The following is a 16,774-nucleotide window of genomic DNA, read 5'->3' as shown; positions in this document are numbered from 1 at the left end:
TTAATGGATTTTTATGCGAAACAACGTCCGTTTTTAACTTCCATTTAAGCCTTTGTTGAAGCTGAAAAACTTGTGTTTTTTTGGTAATAATCTCTTCAATCGAATGAAAAAAAATGCGGGCTTTATCCAAGGGTTAAATCCCAAGTACGCCCCCCGCATTTCCCTGTCATTACACTTAACTTGTCAACGTCTTGCGAACAAGTGAGTGCTTAACTTATTAGCTGCCTAGTGTCGCAACCATTACTGCTTTGATGGTGTGCATGCGGTTTTCAGCTTCGTCGAACACGATAGAGTATTCAGACTCAACCACTTCATCTGTCACTTCAACGCCGTCTTTTAGTTGTGGATATTCAGCAGCAAGTTGTTTGCCTACGGTGGTATCTTCGCCGTGGAAAGCCGGTAGGCAGTGCATGAATTTCACATGTGGGTTGCCAGTCGCTTTGATCATGTCCATGTTGACTTGGTAAGGCATCATTAGGTTGATGCGCTCAGCCCACGCTTCTTTTGCTTCGCCCATCGATACCCAAACATCGGTGTATAGGAAGTCACAACCTTGCACGCCTTCTTGAACATCTTCTGTTAGCGTGATTTTGCCGCCAGTGTGTTCAGCAATTTCACGACATTGAGCTAATAGCTCTTCTTGTGGCCAGAATTGTTTTGGAGCAACAAGGCGAATGTCCATGCCCATTTTCGCAGCGCCAACCATTAGAGAGTTACCCATGTTGTTACGAGCATCACCTAGGTAAGCAAAGCTGATTTCATGCAGTTGTTTACCACGGCCGTATTCGGTCATAGTTAGGAAGTCAGCCAGGATTTGTGTTGGGTGGAATTCGTCAGTCAGGCCATTCCATACTGGTACGCCAGCGTAAGCGCCTAGCTCTTCAACGATCTCTTGACCGAAGCCGCGGTATTCAATGCCATCGTACATACGGCCAAGAACGCGAGCGGTATCTTTCATTGATTCTTTGTGGCCAATTTGAGAGCCAGATGGGCCTAAGTAAGAAACTCGAGCACCTTGGTCGAATGCAGCAACTTCAAATGCACAGCGAGTACGAGTTGAGGTTTTCTCAAAGATAAGCGCAATGTTTTTGCCAGTTAGTGTTGGCTGTTCGTAACCGTTGTACTTCGCTTTTTTTAGCTCCATAGAAAGATCTAACAAGTGTTGAATTTCGCGTGGAGTGAAATCTAGTAATTTTAGGAAGTTACGATTGCGTAGGTTAAAAGCCATGATGTATTCCTTCTTAGATTTAGGCGCTTTCTTGTTACAGGGAAAGAAAATTCAAGAAAGCGCGATTCAATATTTAGTTAAATTTGTTCGGTTCTGTTTGTTTCATTTGATTCTGTGTTTACAAGGACATAGAAACTTATTTGTGCGTTAACCTTTGGTGATATTGGTACCCGCTTGGCCTTGTAGGATTTGCAAGCCATCTTCGAGTGCGCCGATACCTACAACCTTGCCGCCTTGCTCAATGAATTCGCACGACGCTTCAATTTTTGGCCCCATAGAGCCTGCATCGAATTCGAACATTGCTAACTCGCTTGGGGTGGTACTGCGCAATGCGTGTTGAGTCGGTTTGCCCCAATCAAGGTAAACAGCGTCCGCGTCGGTCAAAATAAGCAGTGCATCCGCATCCAGTTGTTTCGCTAAGAAAGCCGCTGACATGTCTTTGTCGATAACCGCTTCAACACCCACTAATTTGCCGTTCTCTTTTTTCACTGGGATGCCACCGCCGCCAGTACAAATCACTAGGTGGCCTGCATCGATAAGTTGGGTGATCGCTTCGTGCTCAACAATGCCAGTAGGGCGTGGGCTTGGCACAACGCGACGGAAGTGTTGGCCGTCTGGTTTGACGATCCAGTGGAATTTCTCCGCCAATTCACGCGCTTCCGCTTCTTCGTAGATCGGGCCAATCGGCTTCGTTGGATCGGCGAATGCAGGATCGTTTGGATCAACGGTCATTTGCGTCAACATGCACGAGATGTTGCGGTTAGGTAGATAGTTCTTGAACTCTTGCATCAGCATGTAGCCGATCATGCCTTGAGTCTCACTGCCCAATACATCTAGCGGATACGGGTTTACTTTTTTGTATTCCAAACCTTGCAGAGCCAGTAAACCAACTTGTGGGCCATTACCATGTACTAGAACCACGTTGTACACTTTCGCGATTTCAGAGATGGTTTTAACCGCTGTTTCAATATTACGGCGTTGAACATCGGCTTCTAACGGCTCACCGCGACGAAGTAAGGCATTACCGCCGAGTGCAACAACAACAGTTTGCTTAGTCATAATTGTGTTCTCTCATTTTGGCCAAGCTGAGATTATTTAAGATCATTCAACTTGGCCGTTTTCGTCTTAGTGATTAGATACCATCACGCTCAATTGGGCAGCTCATGCAGCGTGCGCCACCGCGACCGCGGCCAAGTTCATCTCCAGGGATAGGAAGAACTGTGATGCCTGCTTTATCGTATTTTTCATTGGTGTAGGTGTTGCCTTCGTAGCCAATCACAACGCCAGGTTTAACCGTTAGAACGTTGTTTGCATCGTTCCACTGCTCACGTTCTGCATGGAAGTTGTCACCACCGGTCGTGATTAGGTTTAGCTTGTCTACGCCAAGTGCTTTTTCGATAGCTGTTACGAAGTAGCCTTCTTCTTTCACTTTCACTGCGCCAGACTCATCACCAGTTAGGTTCCAGCACTGTACGTCTTTACTCACCACTTCAGGGTAAACAGAGAACGTATCTTCGTTCATGTGCGTCATAACGGTGTCTAAGTGCATGCAAGAGCGGTGTTTTGGTAGCTGCATTGCGATAACTTGTTTCGCTTGACCGTGTTTGAATAGGCTAGATGCTAAGTGCTCAACACCTTGTGCTGTTGTACGCTCAGACATACCGATAAGAACCGTACCGCGACCGATTACAAGAACGTCACCGCCTTCAATGGTTGAGTTGTCGTAGCTGATGTTTTCTTCATCGCCGAAGTACTTAATGAAGTCTTGGCCAGCAAATGTTGGGTGCCAGCGGTAAATAGCGCGAACGTGGTTGGTTTCACGTTGACGAGCAGGTTTCGCCATCGGGTTGATGGATACGCCACCGTATACCCAGCAAGATGTATCACGAGTAAATAGGTGGTTTGGTAGCGGTTCGATAATGAAGTCGGTTGGTGCGTGCATGCCTTGCATCATTGAAGATGATTTCATTGGCATCTCAGCGTAAGACAGACCACCCGTTAGGATTTTTGCTAGTTCTAGGTTTGGTAAGTCGCCCAAGTAGCAGCGCACATCGTTAGCAAAGGTTTTGCCTAAGCGGTAATCAGAAACTTGATGATTCAAAAGCCAATCTTTCGCTTCTGGCACTGCTAGCGTGTCTGCTAGTAGGTCAGTAAGAAGAAGAACTTCAACACCTTGATCACGCAGCGTTTGAGTAAATGCGTCATGCTCTTTACCAGCACGTTCAACAGCCAGTACGTCATCAAATAGTAAATCGTGACAGTTAGAGGGTGTTAGGTGAGTCAGTGCGCGTCTTGGACGGTGAACTAGAACGCGGCGTAATTGACCTATTTCAGAACCTACATAGAACTTACTCATGATCGTCTCTCTCTTATATATTTGAATTACTTTTATCGCTAAGAGTAATTATTTATTTTCAGTTGAGAAGAATGAATTATTTATTCATATCTCTTGTCTGGAATTAATATTACGCCTGCTAGTCAGGTATTCTTAGAGATCTATCACAAATCGTTTTTTATCCCGCAGCCCTTTAAAATTAAGGGTTTTAACAAACTTTATGCACTTTCAGTTATGAATAATACATTCTAAATAGTTAGCAGTTAGGGAACTTTATGCACGCTTTTTTGACGAAACTTACTAGAATCTAATTTACGAGGGATTATATGCAGAATAGTTTTATTGATAAGAGTGTACTTAGCTTGGAAGTATGCAGTGTTTTTATTTAGATATTTAATTTTGGATGTGGAATTAATTGTTTATTAACAAAATAAATGCGAATAAAGCTGTTGCGATCACATTTTAAAATCGGCTGTTTAAGTGTGTTTTTTGATAGAAAAGGGCATTAATCCTCGTCTGTTTATTAGGCTATTAATTACTTTAAATATAATTAACGCTAATAAGTGACTAACTATTTGTTTAAACATCATGGTTGAAAATAGAGTGTTATTTCATCAAGAAAATTAGATGTTTAAAAGTAGGATTGATTCTTCTATTGCGAGTGCTTTGAGTTTGGTTGAGCTTGGCTACGAACAGAAGAACCTTGAATATCGCGTGTATGGCTTTGAGGAGCTGTTTCAGTGGCAGAGGGTTACATTGAGAGGGAACAATAAAAAAGCCGCTGTGAGAAGCGGCTTTGGATGAGAAAGGAGTGAAGTGCTGTTAGTTAGATCAGCGCACCAATACTCAGTACAACAATGCAGAACACCATCAATATACCGACTAGTGGCATCACCCATTTAACCCAGCGCACGTAAGGGACACGAGCAATCGCCAAACCACCCATCACCACCGCGGAGGTTGGGGTGATTAGGTTCACCAAGCCAGATGCAGATTGGTACGCAGTGATAACCAAGTCACGACCTACGCCAGCAAAGTCGGCCAGTGGTGCCATGATTGGCATGGTCAGTACCGCTAAGCCAGAGGTCGATGGCACTAAGAACGACAGTAGAATCTCTAAGAAGAACATCACGTTAATGAAGATAACCGAAGAAAGCCCCGTTACCATCTGTTCTGCTGAGAAGAGAATGGTATCGGTGATCATACCGCGGTCCATCACCACTACGATACCACGTGCAATACCTATGATGAGCGCAACGCCAAGTAGGTCGCGGGCACCATCAATGAAGCTGGTGGTAAACTCTTCTTCGCTCATGCGAGCCACAATACCAACGATGATGGTTGCTGCTAAGAACATCGCTGAGATCTCAGCCATCCACCATCCAGCAACGGATACACCATAAATCATTACAGCGAACGAGCCACCAAAAATGGTCAGAATCAGTTTGCGAGTCGCGGTGAATTCAAGTTTTTCGCCGCTCGCATTACCTAAGAAGTGCGCTTTGTTCTCTTCGTATTTGTCGTAGACAATTGATGTTGTTGGATCGGCTTGAACCATTCTTGCGTAACGCATTACGTAGGCAACACAAATACCCCAACCAATAATCAACATCGCAATGCGCAACACGATACCGTCTGTAAATGGAATACCAGAGGCGTTGGCAGCGATCACGGTTGCGAATGGGTTAATCGTTGAACCCAGCACCCCAATACCTGCACCAAGCAGTACGGTCGCAGCGGCAACAAGAGGGTCAAAGCGAGCTGCCATCATTACCGGCACTAGCAATGTATAGAAGGGCAGTGATTCTTCCGCCATGCCGTAGACGGTACCACCTGCGGCAAATAGCGCCATCAGTATTGGTATCATCAACTCTTCTCGCCCTTCTAAGCGGGCGGTGACGCGCTCGATACCGGCATCAATGGCACCCGTTTTGGTTACTAGCCCTAAGAAGCCACCAATGATTAAGATGAACAGCGAAACGTCGATAGCCGCCGCTTCATAGCTATTGTGGTCATAGAAGCCGTCAATAGGCGCGAGCAGTACATCAATCACGCCTTGAGGGTTACCTTCTACCGCTTGATAGGTTCCGGTTACGGGTACTTCTCGGCCTAGCTCTTCATTCATTGCACGGTCGTATTGGCCTGCTGGAACAATCCAGGTAAGCAGTGCAACGAACGCAATCAGAATAAATAGAATGGTGTAGGCAGAAGGGAATTTAAAGTTGGCAAAGAAGCCGCCCTTTTTTTTCTCGCTTGGTATCGTTTGAGTTGTCATGGCTATCTCCTTACATCATCTTAAATAGAAGTGATGTGAATTAGCGACTAATGATTTATAGATTGTAAATACACGGACACTTATAAAGCACTCAACGATATAAAGTTGCTGACTTTAAATTAAGGTTGTTTTTATATTTACTAATCCAAATGAAGTTAGATTTAATTTAGCTGCGGTTATTTTATTCCTTACTCCGGTATTTAAGTTTGGTGCTGTTCACAAAAATAATGGCTAATAAAAGGGCTAAAAAATGGCAGAAAATCGTCAAGGTTTTTTGGTTAGTTAGCTTGGATTAATATTCGTTTTGGATTAACTGGAAGTGGAAGGAGATTGATTTGGTAGGTGTTGTTTATGATTAGGCAGAATAATCTTGGAATTTTATTCAAACTTTATTTTTAGGCGGCTTTTAAAGTTTATAATGGTTATTTGATGCGTATCAAATAACACATTGAGCAGAAAACAAAAAAGGAAGCCGAAGCTTCCTTTTAAATGTTCAATCACCAGCGAATGTTAGATAAACAGACCGCCGAATGCGAAGCCGAGTGCTACCGCAGTACTGATTGTTACCACACCTGGAATGAAGAATGGGTGGTTGAATACGTAGTTACCGATACGCGTTGAGCCTGTGTCATCCATCTCAACCGCTGCTAGTAGCGTAGGGTAAGTTGGAAGTACGAACAGCGCACTTACCGCAGCAAAAGAAGCAACGGCTGTTAGTGGTGCTACGCCAATCGCTAGTGCTGCAGGCATCAGTGCAACTGTTGTTGCGCCTTGAGAGTAAAGCAGCATAGAAGCGAAGAACAGAACAAGAGCCAGCATCCATGGGTAGTCAGCCAGTAGAGCGCCTGCTACGTCTTTGATTTCAGCAACGTGTGCGTTTACAAACGTTGAACCTAACCAAGCCACACCAAGTACACATACACATGCCGTCATACCAGAACGGAACGTTGGTGCTGAAGAAATCTTCGCTGCATCAATCTTAGTGAACATCACGATAGCCGCTGCTGCTGCCAGCATTACAGACATGATCGCTTCGTTACGACCTAGCGCCGGGTTTTCAATTAGGCCAACAGAGCTAGAGATAGCCGCTGCGTAACAAACCACGAAACCAATTGCAGCTAGGAAGATGTACGTTGCTTTCTTCGCTGTAGGTAGAATTTCGCGTTTCTCTTCTGTTGCTAGCTTGATTAGACCTTTCTCTAGACGTTCTTGATAAACAGGATCGTCTTTCAATTCGCTACCCATGTAGTTAGCAACAACCGCACCAACCATACAAGCGATGAAGGTTGTTGGGATACAAACCATCAATAGCGTTAGGTAATCAACACCAAATGGTGCCAACATTGCTGCGAAAGCCACAACTGCAGCCGAGATTGGCGAAGCTGTGATAGCAATTTGAGAAGCGACAACTGCGATAGACAGTGGACGAGAAGGACGAACACCTTGGCCTTTCGCTACTTCTGCAATAACAGGAAGCGTAGAGAATGCTGTGTGACCAGTACCCGCCATTAATGTCATTACAAAGGTCACAATCGGCGCGTAAAAGGTGATGCGTTCAGGGTGTTTACGCAAAAAGTTTTCGGCAATTTGTACCAACCAGTCCATACCGCCAGCAACTTGCATTGCAGCAATTGCGGTGATAACTGACATGATGATCAAGATTACGTCGATCGGGATGAAAGATTGGCTTGTTGGAACGCCAAGAATAAGTGAAAGGGCAATAACACCAGCACCACCGGCAAAACCAATACCGATACCGCCAATTCTGGCCCCCAAAAAGATAAAGAGCAGGACGACAAACAGTTCTACTGCAATCATAAGTAACACCTCATTTAGATTTTATTATGTGAACATTCGCCGCTGGAATGTTCACATAATAGTTCTATGGTTTAGATTCAATTTGGCAAAAGCGCAACCAACGGAAATCCACAAAATAATCATGGTTAACCGTATTGGAGCCTAAAAAAGGGCTCCGTTTGGAACCCTTTCTCGCTAACTTTATTCGTAGCGCTTCGCTTTATACTGAGGATGCATCAAATTTTCAACAGAGAAAATGTCATCAAGTTCTTCTTCGGTTAATAAACCGCGCTCTAGAACCACATCACGAACGCTCTTACCTGTCTCAGCACAGATCTTACCAACAATGTCACCTTCGTGGTGGCCAATGTATGGGTTTAGGTAAGTGACGATACCGATAGAGTTAAATACGTGCGCTTCACATACTTCTTTGTTTACCGTAATGCCGTCTACACACTTGTCGCGCAGGTTCACACAAGCGTTTGTCAGAATGTCTAGAGACTCAAACATGCTTTGTGCAATAACAGGTTCCATTACGTTCAGTTGAAGTTGACCACCTTCCGCAGCGAAAGAAACCGTGTTGTCGTTACCTAGAACTTTGAAGCAAACTTGGTTTACTACTTCAGGTACAACTGGGTTTACTTTAGCAGGCATGATTGAAGAACCTGCTTGCAGTTCAGGTAGGTTTAGCTCGTTCAAACCAGTACGTGGACCTGAAGAAAGTAGACGCAAGTCGTTACAGATCTTAGATAGCTTAACTGCTAGACGCTTAAGTGCGCCGTGCGTCATTACGTATGCGCCACAGTCAGACGTTGCTTCGATTAAATCTTCAGCCGCTACACACTCTAGGCCTGTTACTTCTGCTAGGTGTTTCACTGCTAGGCCTTGGTAACCCGGTGCTGCGTTCAGACCAGTACCGATAGCTGTTGCGCCTAGGTTAACTTCAAGCAGTAGTTTTGAAGTGTATTCTAGGTTTTTGATTTCTTCATTGATGGTTACCGCCCAAGCGTGGAACTCTTGGCCAACCGTCATTGGAACTGCATCCTGAAGTTGAGTACGACCCATTTTCAGGATGGTGTTGAATTCTTGGCTCTTAAGTTCGAATGCACCTTTTAGGTATTCAATCGCATCGATCAGTTTCAGTACGCTGTTGTAAACAGAGATACGGAAGCCCGTTGGGTAGGCGCAGTTTGTCGATTGGCTGCGGTTTACATGGTCATTTGGGTTGATGAACTCGTATTGACCTTTTTCTTTGCCCATAAGTTCAAGTGCCACGTTCGCAACCACTTCGTTTGCGTTCATGTTTACAGAAGTACCTGCACCACCTTGGAATACATCCGATGGGAATTGATCCATACACTTGCCAGTATCTAGAATTAGGTCACAAGCTTGAATGATGTATTTAGCCACTTCGCTTGGAATTACACCTAACTCTTTGTTTGCTAAAGCCGCAGCTTTTTTAGTCATCACCATACCGCGAACGAATTCAGGTACATCTGAGATCGTTACATTTGAGATGTTGAAGTTTTCAACTGCGCGTAGGGTGTGGATGCCGTAGTAAGCATCAGCTGGAACATGACGTTGACCTAAAAGATCTTCTTCGAGACGAGTAGCTTGAGGAGCATCAACTTGAGCTTCTGATAGAGTAGCCATAACAGGATCCTTAGAGAATTATTCTGATTATATAGTTAGTTATTAGCCTATTCTGTGTGCAAATACTCCGTTCGCTAGAATATTGGGCTGATAAATCCGTCCTGACTTATGTGGCACATGATACTGTACTTAGCGCATAAAAATATTAAGTGGATCACCTTTTTCGGTTTTGTTTCGTCAATATTTTGCAAAGTTATTCTTGGTCAATAAACACGCTTATTTACAGGATAAATTTGAGATTGTTAGGGCTTTCAGCGTAAACTGCAAGTAACAAAGGAGGGCGTGTGTTTCCTATCTTATTATTACTATTTATCTTCGTACCCATCATTGAGATTGGGCTATTTATTCAAGTTGGTGGCTTCTTAGGATTGTGGCCAACTATTGCGTTGGTTTTGATCACTGCATTTGTGGGTGCATCGCTGGTTCGTAGCCAAGGCATTCAGACACTTATGTCTGTGCAAGGTCGTTTGCAACAAGGCGAAATGCCAGCACAACAGATTCTTGAAGGCGTGATGCTTGCAGTTGCCGGTGTATTGCTGCTGACTCCGGGTTTTATGACGGACGCACTCGGTATGTTGGTATTATTGCCAGCACCAAGAGCGATGATTGCCAAGAAAATGATGGAAAAAATGGTGGTGACCAACATGTCTGGTGGTTTCCATGCCGGTGGACAAGCTGGTTTTGGCCAGAGCCCATTTGGACAAGACCCATTCAATCGCGATCCATCTGACCAATCAAAAGACGGCAACACCTTTGAAGGTGAGTTTGAGAAGAAAGACGACGACAACGATCGTAACCGCTTAAACTAATTAATTTTTTCTCTCTTTATATAGAGGGAAAACAGAAAAGGCTCTTACCTTTATCCTTCGCAAGAAAGTGATAATGGTAAGAGCCTTTTTTATTGTCTGTCGCTAGCTGTTACTTACTGTTTACTATCGATAACAGATAACAGATAACAGATAACAGATAACAGATAACAGATAAGCTTGAGTGTTCGGTTATACCGCGCCTTCAAAACCCATTTGTCGCCATGCTTCAAAAGCAATGATTGCCACTGCGTTAGACAGGTTCAGGCTGCGCGCGTCTGGCATCATTGGAATACGAATGCGTTGTTCCATTGGCATACTTTCGATGAATTCAGCAGGCAGCCCGCGAGTCTCTGGGCCAAACATCAACACATCACCTTGTTGGAATTTTGCATCAACGTGGTGACCTGTCGTTTTAGTGGTGCAGGCAAAGATGCGGAAGTCACCCTCGCGTTCATTCTCAAGATACTCAAGGAAAGCTTCTAGGTTCTTGTGACGCTTAACTCGCGCAAGGTCGTGGTAATCCAAGCCAGCACGACGAACCTTCTTCTCTTCAAAATCAAAGCCAAGCGGTTCAATCAGGTGCAGGTTTGCGCCGCAGTTAGCACATAGGCGGATGATGTTACCCGTATTGGGTGCAATTTCTGGTTCGTATAGAGCGATATCAAACATGTTGGTTCACAAGAGTAATCAAAGATAGCCCGAGTATACGGTGGCAAGCTGAGTGAGTACAGTTCACCACCATTCGCTTACGCTTTATTCGCGAGTGCTTGTGCGTAGTTTTCAGCAACCGCCTTCCAATTCACCACATTCCACCATGCGTTGATGTAATCAGGACGACGGTTTTGGTAGCTGATGTAGTAGGCGTGTTCCCAAACATCGAGCGCAAGAATCGGTTCGCCATCACTGACAACGGTATCCATCCACGGATTATCTTGGTTCGAGGTTGAGATGATCTTCAGTTGCCCTTGCTCTACCACTAGCCAAGCAAAGCCGGAGCCAAAGGTATTGATCGCCGCTTGGGCGAACTGATCTTGGAATGTCTCGAAATCACCGAAGGTACTCTTGATAGCCTCACCAAGCTCGCCCGTAGGTTCACCACCGCCGTCTCGCGACATGCAGTTCCAGTACAAGATGTGATTGTAGTAGCCACCGCCATTGTTACGAACAGCCGGGCTGTGCTGAGAGATGTTGGCGAAGATCTCGGTCAGAGATTGCTGTTCTAGCTCGCTGCCAGACACCGCCGCAACAAACTTATCGTAGTAGGTTCTATGGTGCTTGCTGTAATGCACTTCCATTGTCTTAGCGTCAATGTAAGGCTCTAGGGCATCGTAAGCGTAGGGTAAAGCAGGGAAAGTGTGCGACATGGTAATGACAATCATTATCAACTGCGATCTTTGTGGGGGTATTACACCGGTAAGATAGGCAGGGTGATTTCGAGTTGTAATCCACCGAGCTGGCTGCGGGTTGCGGTGATGGTTCCGCTGTGTTGGCGAATCGCACTTTCAGTAATGGTTAATCCAAGCCCTGTGCCGCCAGAGTTTCTGTCACGCGCTGTTGAGACACGGTAAAAAGGTCTGAAGATAGAATCGAGTTCATCCTCTGGAACACCATCACCATTATCATTGACGCAAATTGTTAGCTGATCTTGAACCACATGGAACTGTACATCCACTTGGTCTTTACCGTAGTAGATGGCATTGCGTGTAATGTTGTCTAGCGCACTCATCAGCAGTTTAGGGTTCCCCGAAATAGAGCGTTCTGGGATCTCCGAGAACGTCAGTTGTTTGCCCATCTGTTCGGCTTCAAACTCTGCGTCTTTTAAGATCTCTTCCCATAGGCTCGAGATAGGCTGAACCTCACGAGTAATATGGCTGTCGACCTGCATACGAGATAGCGTCAGCAGCTCACTGATCATCTGTTCCAAACGCTGTGCTTCGGTATCAATGCGTTCTAACTCTTGGCTCTCGCCTTGTTTACGAATCGCCAGTGCATTGGCCATGCGAAGACGTGTCAGTGGCGAGCGGAGCTCGTGTGAGATATCAGAGAGCAGGCGTTGTTGCCCGGAGATCATCTGGTTTACCGCTTCTACCATCTGGTTAAAGCTTTCACCAGCTTGTCTGAACTCTGAAGTACCTTTTTCGAGTGTTGGATCGACCTCGAATTGACCTTTCGCCACGCGTTGTGCCGCGCGTTCTAGCCTGCGAGCGGGTTGACTCAGTGCCCAAGCTAACCAAAGTAATAGCGGGGTACTCGCCAACATCACGGCAAGCAATAGCTGCAGAGGTCTATCAAACAGGCGCAGTAAGAATGGCGGTGGTTGGTTCCACTTCACTCCGGCATACATCAGCAACTCTTCACCAGCGAGAGTAATTGGCACTGGCCCTGCGACCATGTAGTGTCCGTAGAGTTTTTGCTTCGGTATCTCAGGGTTATCAATCGAGGTAACAAAGTTACGAATCGCCTTTAGCTTATAGTCTGAATGCCTTTTCGAGGTAAGGACTGCGCCCTCAAGATCGGTCAGGTAGATGCGAGCTCTAGAATCCTTGCGGCTGCGTGGCGCCTCCAGTTGGAAGACAATCTTGCCCAGATTAGGTTCTTTGGCGTAGCGTTTCTCTGTGATTTTAGCGATACGCTCGAGTTTATCGAGGTGATCTGCGGGCACATCTCGCGCGACTCGAGGGTCTAAATGGGGAAGTGACAGCACCGACAAAAGCACCAGTAACATGGTGAACCAAAAGATAGCAAAGATACGTCCATATAAGCTGGTGATTTTAGGTATACGCATTAATCTTCCTCTACCAATAAGTAGCCACGGCCTCGTAAGGTTTTGATACGTGATTTGCCGTCAGTGCGCTCAGGAATCTTCTTACGTAGATTAGAGATGTGCATGTCTATCGCGCGGTCAAACGCTGCGAGCCTTTTACCCAGCACATCCAAACTCAATGCTTCTTTGGTGATCACTTGCCCTGGGTTTTGGATAAGGTGACTCAGTAGGGCGAACTCGGTTGTGGTGAGGTCGATGAGCTCCCCATTGCAGTAGGCTTCTTGTTTGCCCGGGAAGACTTCGATGTCTTGATATTGAACTCTATCACTGGCCGCCTTAGGTGCGGTGTTGGTTTGAGTACGACGCAAGATAGCTCGAATACGAGCTAACAACTCTCGGTCACTGAAAGGTTTAGGCAGGTAATCATCCGCGCCAAGTTCAAGACCAATCACACGGTCGATCTCTTCGCCTTTTGCGGTCAGCATTAGTACCGGCGTTTCCCAATTTTCCCTCAGCTTTTTTAGCGTTTCCATGCCATTAAGGCGCGGCATCATCACATCCAAAAGGACCAGATCAATCTCATCATTGATCGCTTCAAGCCCGGCATAGCCATCATTGGCTTCGGAGACAGTGAAGCCCTCAAAGCTCAAAATGTCTTTAAGTAAGCTGGTTAACTCTGTGTCGTCATCAATAAGAAGAATGTTCGCCATTGGGAAGCCTTAATCGGTTATCTACTATTTACAGGTTAATAATACTGCTAATTATTCGTCAACTTTCACTCTTTACGATTCTTTACGCTTTCTAAACGTCACTTTACGAGGGAAAGACTAATCTATATCTAAGCGCTGAGAAACAGACGCAACACATGACTTATTATACCGAATTGAGGCAACAATTATGAAAATGACTAAGAAACTTGTACTAGCAGCTGCGGCACTTCCACTTATTTTTGGTACAGCAAGCGCGTATGCTTACGGTGGTGGTGATAAAGGTGACCACAAAGGTATGCACGACAAGTGTGGCGGTTTCGATAAAAAAGTAATGCGCCAACTAGACCTAACCGACGCTCAAAAAGAACAGTTAAAAGAGATGCGTGAAGCAGACCGTGCTGAGATGAAAGCAAAGCGCGGTGCAAACAAAACGGCAAAAATGGCGCAAATGAAAGCGCATCACGAAAAGGTTCAAGCATTGGTACTTGCTGACAACTTTGACGAAGCAGCAGCAAACGACCTAGCAAGCCAAATGGTTGAGAAGCAAACTGAGCGTCGCGTAGCAATGCTTAAGAAGCAACACCAAATGATGAGCGTACTAACGGCTGAGCAAAAGACTCAACTGAAAGAAATCCAACAAGAGCGCATGACTAAGTGTGCTGACAAAATGGGAAAACGCATGAACAAAGACAAGTAATTCATTGCTTGAAAAATCAGCGTTGAATGAAAGTGTTTAGAAAGAAGCGGCCGAGTGCCGCTTTTTTTGATCCTTAAAAATGAATGTTTTACATCATAGCTGTCATATTCAATTGGTTGTTTGCAGGTTATACTTTGTGCTATCAGTCACTTTATAGCCAAGTTATGAAACAAGAATACGCACGTTTAGTTACGCTCGCCGCTTGGGCAGCCACCACCATCGCCACTATTTTATTGATAGTGAAAGTCGCAGCTTGGTGGGTGACAGGTTCCGTGAGTCTGTTGGCTTCCGTCGTGGATTCAATGCTGGATATCGCGGCCTCTGTCGTTAACCTTATCGTGGTTCGTTACTCTCTGCAGCCTGCCGACAAAGAGCACACCTTTGGTCATGGTAAGGCTGAATCTCTCGCTGCATTAGCGCAGGCAATGTTTATTTCAGGCTCTGCATGTTTCCTTATTCTCAATGGTATTGAGCGCTTCTTCCGACCTCATGAACTGAATTCTCCAGAGATTGGTATCTATGTCAGCTTATTTGCGATGGTGATGACCTTCGGTTTGGTTCGATTCCAAAAACATGTGGTCAACAAAACGGGTAGCCAAGCTATTGCAGCCGATTCATTGCACTATCAATCAGACCTTTATATGAACGCCGCGATCATGCTGGCACTGGCATTGAGTTGGTTTGGGCTTGGCCAAGCGGACTCTGTATTTGCGGTGGGTATAGGTATCTACATTCTGTACAGCGCTTATCAAATGGCGATGGAAGCGGTTCAGTCTCTGCTTGATCATAAGCTGCCAGATGATGAGCTGAAACAGATTAAAGAGACATCATTGAGCGTGGAAGGCGTGTTGGGTGTGCATCAATTACGAACGCGTCGCTCGGGGCCAATACGCTTCATCCAACTGCATCTAGAATTGGAAGATAATATCCCACTTATTGAAGCGCATCGCATTTCTGACGAAGTAGAGGCTAAGCTTATCTCCGTGTTCCCTGATGCTGATGTATTAATTCACCAAGACCCGTATTCGGTCGTATTTGGACCAGAGAAGCAGCAGAAATTCCACTCGTGGTAATGCGTGCTAAAAATCAGCGGGCAAATGGTAAGTGAGTGGCTTTTGAACTAAAGTGAGTAAAAATTATTAACTGTTAGGTGATTCAAAAACCACCTTAGTAACAATTAATGTTGATTCTGATGTGAATCAACAAAGTTATTGAGTAAAACTGTAATACTCTTACAGAAGTAGAAATGTTACATAATTTTACGCGATTTGAGTGCTATTCCTGTTGAGGAAATGTAACATAACGCACAAATATAGATTTAAAATCTTGTTGATATACAATCAGCAAGAACAAGAATTGAATAATAGATTCCCAAAAATCGAGGGTGAGCATGATTAAGAAGATCGGTGTTTTGACCAGTGGTGGTGACGCTCCAGGTATGAACGCAGCAGTTCGCGGCGTTGTTCGTACTGCGTTATCAGTTGGCATTGAAGTTTACGGTATTTACGATGGCTACCAAGGCCTTGTTGAAGACCGTATCGAAAAGCTTGACCGTTCAAGCGTATCTGACGTGATCAACCGTGGTGGTACTTTCTTGGGTTCTGCACGTTTCCCTGAATTTAAAGACGTTGCTGTTCGTGAGAAAGGCATTGAGAACCTTAAGAAGCACGGTATCGAAGCACTTGTTGTTATCGGTGGTGACGGTTCTTACATGGGTGCTAAGAAGCTGACTGAAATGGGTTACCCATGTATCGGTCTTCCAGGCACTATCGATAACGATATCGCAGGTACTGACTACACAATCGGTTACCTAACTGCGCTTAACACAGTTATTGACTCAATCGACCGTCTACGCGACACGTCTTCTTCTCACCAACGTATTTCTATTGTTGAAATCATGGGCCGTCACTGTGGTGATCTTACGCTTATGTCAGCAATCGCGGGTGGGTGTGAGTACATTATTACTCCTGAAACTGGTCTAGATAAAGAGCAGCTAATCAGCAATATCCAAGATGGAATTGCGAAGGGTAAAAAGCACGCAATCATCGCTCTAACTGAGCTAATGATGGATGCTAACGAACTGGCTAAAGAGATCGAATCTTCAACAGGTCGTGAAACTCGTGCAACGGTTCTTGGTCACATCCAACGTGGTGGTCGTCCTACTGCATTTGACCGTGTACTGGCTTCACGCATGGGTAACTACGCTGTTCACCTTCTTCAAGAAGGCCACGGTGGTCGTTGTGTTGGTATCGAGAAAGAAGAACTTGTTCACCACGACATCATCGACTGTATCGAGAACATGCAGAACCCAGACCGTTCTGAGCTGTTCCGCGTTGCAGAAGAGTTGTTCTAAGCCACGCTTAGCGTTCGCTTAAAGAATTTAAAAACCGCTGATTTTTCAGCGGTTTTTTTGTGCCTGTCGTTTGAGTTTGAAGCTGCCGCCCAAACAACAGGCAATAAAAAAGGTTCATCGCGGCTTTCCGGGGAAAGCCGCTTTTATCTTCAA

Annotated in this window: 14 protein-coding genes; 4 read left to right on the top strand and 10 right to left on the bottom strand. The window is 45.2% G+C overall.

Going from position 1 to position 16,774, the window contains the following annotated elements; translation table 11 throughout:
• Window positions 1–217: 217 nt before the first annotated feature.
• The 6 genes from AB6E30_RS13765 to aspA all read right to left on the bottom strand — a co-directional run bounded on the left by AB6E30_RS13765 (window position 218) and on the right by aspA (window position 9,288).
• Window positions 218–1,228 carry an ornithine carbamoyltransferase gene (locus tag AB6E30_RS13765; RefSeq protein ID WP_004729719.1) on the bottom strand — a complete coding sequence of 337 codons (1,011 nt, stop codon included), beginning with the start codon at window positions 1,226–1,228 and terminating at the stop codon, window positions 218–220.
• A 147-nt stretch (window positions 1,229–1,375) separates the two neighbouring features.
• Complete coding sequence (arcC, locus tag AB6E30_RS13760; protein ID WP_016790859.1) at window positions 1,376–2,287, bottom strand: carbamate kinase; 912 nt, start codon at window positions 2,285–2,287, stop codon at window positions 1,376–1,378.
• 73 nt (window positions 2,288–2,360) lie between these two features.
• Window positions 2,361–3,584 carry an arginine deiminase gene (gene arcA, locus AB6E30_RS13755; RefSeq protein ID WP_017062724.1) on the bottom strand — a complete coding sequence of 408 codons (1,224 nt, stop codon included), beginning with the start codon at window positions 3,582–3,584 and terminating at the stop codon, window positions 2,361–2,363.
• An 805-nt stretch (window positions 3,585–4,389) separates the two neighbouring features.
• Window positions 4,390–5,838: a YfcC family protein gene (locus AB6E30_RS13750; protein ID WP_017062726.1), complete on the bottom strand. Its 1,449-nt coding sequence runs from the start codon at window positions 5,836–5,838 to the stop codon at window positions 4,390–4,392.
• Window positions 5,839–6,348: 510 nt separating this feature from the next.
• The gene (locus tag AB6E30_RS13745; protein WP_017061168.1) at window positions 6,349–7,656 is read right to left on the bottom strand and encodes an anaerobic C4-dicarboxylate transporter; all 1,308 of its coding nucleotides are present in this window, start codon (window positions 7,654–7,656) and stop codon (window positions 6,349–6,351) included.
• 180 nt (window positions 7,657–7,836) lie between these two features.
• A complete protein-coding gene (gene aspA / locus AB6E30_RS13740; RefSeq protein ID WP_372103938.1) occupies window positions 7,837–9,288 on the bottom strand; it encodes an aspartate ammonia-lyase in 1,452 nt (483 codons plus the stop codon).
• Between the two features lie 284 nt (window positions 9,289–9,572).
• Between aspA and AB6E30_RS13735 the strand changes: the two genes are divergently transcribed.
• Window positions 9,573–10,097, top strand: coding sequence for an FxsA family protein (locus AB6E30_RS13735; RefSeq protein ID WP_012604974.1), 525 nt, complete (start codon window positions 9,573–9,575; stop codon window positions 10,095–10,097).
• Window positions 10,098–10,286: 189 nt separating this feature from the next.
• Here the strand turns inward: AB6E30_RS13735 and trmL are convergent, their stop codons facing one another.
• From trmL to AB6E30_RS13715, 4 genes are all read right to left on the bottom strand, one after another.
• Window positions 10,287–10,766 (bottom strand): tRNA (uridine(34)/cytosine(34)/5-carboxymethylaminomethyluridine(34)-2'-O)-methyltransferase TrmL, encoded by a 480-nt coding sequence (trmL, locus tag AB6E30_RS13730; protein ID WP_009844716.1) that lies wholly within the window; start codon window positions 10,764–10,766, stop codon window positions 10,287–10,289.
• A gap of 77 nt (window positions 10,767–10,843) precedes the next feature.
• Entirely contained in the window at window positions 10,844–11,461 is a 618-nt protein-coding gene (locus AB6E30_RS13725) for a superoxide dismutase (protein WP_017066564.1), read from the bottom strand.
• A 41-nt stretch (window positions 11,462–11,502) separates the two neighbouring features.
• A complete protein-coding gene (gene cpxA, locus AB6E30_RS13720; RefSeq protein ID WP_017068848.1) occupies window positions 11,503–12,882 on the bottom strand; it encodes an envelope stress sensor histidine kinase CpxA in 1,380 nt (459 codons plus the stop codon).
• Window positions 12,882–13,571, bottom strand: coding sequence for a response regulator (locus tag AB6E30_RS13715; protein ID WP_017066566.1), 690 nt, complete (start codon window positions 13,569–13,571; stop codon window positions 12,882–12,884). The genes cpxA and AB6E30_RS13715 overlap by 1 nt, the downstream gene beginning before the upstream one ends.
• 187 nt (window positions 13,572–13,758) lie before the next feature.
• Between AB6E30_RS13715 and AB6E30_RS13710 the strand changes: the two genes are divergently transcribed.
• The 3 genes from AB6E30_RS13710 to pfkA all read left to right on the top strand — a co-directional run bounded on the left by AB6E30_RS13710 (window position 13,759) and on the right by pfkA (window position 16,621).
• Window positions 13,759–14,268, top strand: coding sequence for a CpxP family protein (locus AB6E30_RS13710; RefSeq protein WP_017063671.1), 510 nt, complete (start codon window positions 13,759–13,761; stop codon window positions 14,266–14,268).
• 164 nt (window positions 14,269–14,432) lie between these two features.
• On the top strand, window positions 14,433–15,341 hold the full coding sequence (gene fieF, locus AB6E30_RS13705; RefSeq protein ID WP_136977490.1) for a CDF family cation-efflux transporter FieF: 909 nt from the start codon (window positions 14,433–14,435) through the stop codon (window positions 15,339–15,341).
• 317 nt (window positions 15,342–15,658) lie between these two features.
• Window positions 15,659–16,621, top strand: a complete 963-nt coding sequence (pfkA, locus tag AB6E30_RS13700; RefSeq protein WP_017061160.1) for a 6-phosphofructokinase — start codon at window positions 15,659–15,661, stop codon at window positions 16,619–16,621.
• Window positions 16,622–16,774: the final 153 nt, after the last annotated feature.

Source organism: Vibrio sp. 10N.247.311.12, assembly GCF_041467515.1.
In the GTDB taxonomy this organism is placed as follows: Bacteria; Pseudomonadota; Gammaproteobacteria; order Enterobacterales; family Vibrionaceae; genus Vibrio; species Vibrio crassostreae_C.
Note: the sequence above shows the minus strand (reverse complement) of the source record. Positions and strands in the feature narration are given on the sequence as shown.

What these genes read in the sequence shown, in the direction of transcription:
- AB6E30_RS13725 (WP_017066564.1), bottom strand. Translation starts at nt 11,461, where the DNA reads ATGTCGCACACTTTCCCTGCTTTACCCTACGCTTACGATGCCCTAGAG.
- arcA (WP_017062724.1), bottom strand. Translation starts at nt 3,584, where the DNA reads ATGAGTAAGTTCTATGTAGGTTCTGAAATAGGTCAATTACGCCGCGTT.
- AB6E30_RS13765 (WP_004729719.1), bottom strand. Translation starts at nt 1,228, where the DNA reads ATGGCTTTTAACCTACGCAATCGTAACTTCCTAAAATTACTAGATTTC.
- cpxA (WP_017068848.1), bottom strand. Translation starts at nt 12,882, where the DNA reads ATGCGTATACCTAAAATCACCAGCTTATATGGACGTATCTTTGCTATC.
- AB6E30_RS13710 (WP_017063671.1), top strand. Translation starts at nt 13,759, where the DNA reads ATGAAAATGACTAAGAAACTTGTACTAGCAGCTGCGGCACTTCCACTT.
- AB6E30_RS13715 (WP_017066566.1), bottom strand. Translation starts at nt 13,571, where the DNA reads ATGGCGAACATTCTTCTTATTGATGACGACACAGAGTTAACCAGCTTA.
- pfkA (WP_017061160.1), top strand. Translation starts at nt 15,659, where the DNA reads ATGATTAAGAAGATCGGTGTTTTGACCAGTGGTGGTGACGCTCCAGGT.
- AB6E30_RS13745 (WP_017061168.1), bottom strand. Translation starts at nt 7,656, where the DNA reads ATGATTGCAGTAGAACTGTTTGTCGTCCTGCTCTTTATCTTTTTGGGG.
- aspA (WP_372103938.1), bottom strand. Translation starts at nt 9,288, where the DNA reads ATGGCTACTCTATCAGAAGCTCAAGTTGATGCTCCTCAAGCTACTCGT.
- arcC (WP_016790859.1), bottom strand. Translation starts at nt 2,287, where the DNA reads ATGACTAAGCAAACTGTTGTTGTTGCACTCGGCGGTAATGCCTTACTT.
- AB6E30_RS13750 (WP_017062726.1), bottom strand. Translation starts at nt 5,838, where the DNA reads ATGACAACTCAAACGATACCAAGCGAGAAAAAAAAGGGCGGCTTCTTT.
- trmL (WP_009844716.1), bottom strand. Translation starts at nt 10,766, where the DNA reads ATGTTTGATATCGCTCTATACGAACCAGAAATTGCACCCAATACGGGT.
- fieF (WP_136977490.1), top strand. Translation starts at nt 14,433, where the DNA reads ATGAAACAAGAATACGCACGTTTAGTTACGCTCGCCGCTTGGGCAGCC.